This window comes from Streptomyces echinoruber (assembly GCF_014651135.1).
Lineage (GTDB): Bacteria > Actinomycetota > Actinomycetes > Streptomycetales > Streptomycetaceae > Streptomyces > Streptomyces echinoruber.
On the sequence record NZ_BMWH01000081.1, the window covers coordinates 1 to 1,381 of the forward strand.

General features: G+C 75.7%; 1 protein-coding gene. It reads left to right on the forward strand.

The features are described 5' to 3' along the window. Positions 1 to 33: 33 nt before the first annotated feature. Positions 34 to 1,381 (forward strand): phage minor capsid protein (locus IE225_RS32585; protein WP_229880214.1); only part of this gene is annotated, 1,348 nt, incomplete at its 3' end.

A 1,381-nucleotide genomic window follows, 5' to 3' on the forward strand; every position in this document is an offset into this window, starting at 1 on the left:
ACGGCGACCGCGCGGGCCGCGACCGAGGCGCACATGCGTACCCTCACCGAGCACGGCGTCGACCTGGTCGTCGTCTCCGACGCCCCCCGTGAGTGCCCCCTGTGCCGCCCATGGGAAGGCCGCGTGTTGACGATCAGCGGGCCCCCCGGGGCGCGCACGGTCGAGATCGAGCACGCCATCGAGGACGGCCGCATGGTGCCCGTCCGCGTCGCCGGATCGCTCGACGAAGCGCGCGCCGCCGGGCTCCAGCACCCCAACTGCCGCCACAGCGTGTCGGCCTACACGCCCGGGATCACCCGCGTCGAGGCTGCCACCAGCGACCCGGACGGATACCGCGCCGGGCAGCGTCAGCGGGAGATCGAGCGGCACGTACGTAAGTGGAAGCGCAGGGAGGCCGCGGCCCTCACCCCCGAGGCGCAGCGCGCCGCCCGCGCCAAGGTCCGCGCGTGGCAGGCCGCCATGCGCGACCACCTCGCCGACCACCCGGACTTGCGCCGCCTGCGGCACCGCGAGCAGCCCGGCGCCGGGAACCTCCCCGAGAAGCGGACCGAGGCCACGCCCGAGCAGGTCGAGGCCGCCCGCGTCTGGTCGGGCGACGACGAGTCGGTACGGGAGATGAGCGACGACCAGCTCGCCGCCGCGCTCCGTACGCCGCTCGACGACCGCGCCCGGCAGCGGATCGAGGCCGAGACCGACCGCCGCGACCGCGAGGCCCTGCTCGCCCGCGCCGCACCGCGCGGGCGGCTGGTCGACGACCTGCTCGACCTGTCCGACGACGACCTCGCCCGCGTGTTCCCGCACGTCGACGAGCGCGACCAGGTGCGCATCATGGCGGAGCTGGACCGGCGCGACCGCGCCAGCCGACTCCCCGGCGTGCGCCCCGACCTGGTCGGCCTGTCCGACGCGCAGCTCGCCGCCCGCTACGGGGCCGCCGGACACGGCACCCCGGAGGGCGACGCTATCGAGGCCGAGGCCGCCCGACGCGACATGCTGGGGCGCCTGTTCCCCGGCGGGAACCTCGCCGCCGACCTCGCCCAGTTCAGCGACGACGACCTCGCGTGGGCGATGCAGTACGCCGACAACGCCGAGCTACTGCGGATCGCCGAGGAGATGGACCGCCGCGACGCCGACGCCGCGCCCCTGCCCGCGCCGGCCGACACCGGCAACGACGTCGACAACCTGCTCGCCGACCGCGACAGCCTCGCCGAGGCGATGGGCGACGCCGTGCCCGCCCCGGTCGCGTGGGGTGTCCTCGCCGACGACCAGGCCGTCGACGACCACCTCGACGACCGCGAGTTCTGGGACGACCTGAAACGCGCCGCCGCCAAGCTGTACGGCGACGACGACGAGGACCAGGACGAGCGGCACCGGATCACCCGGG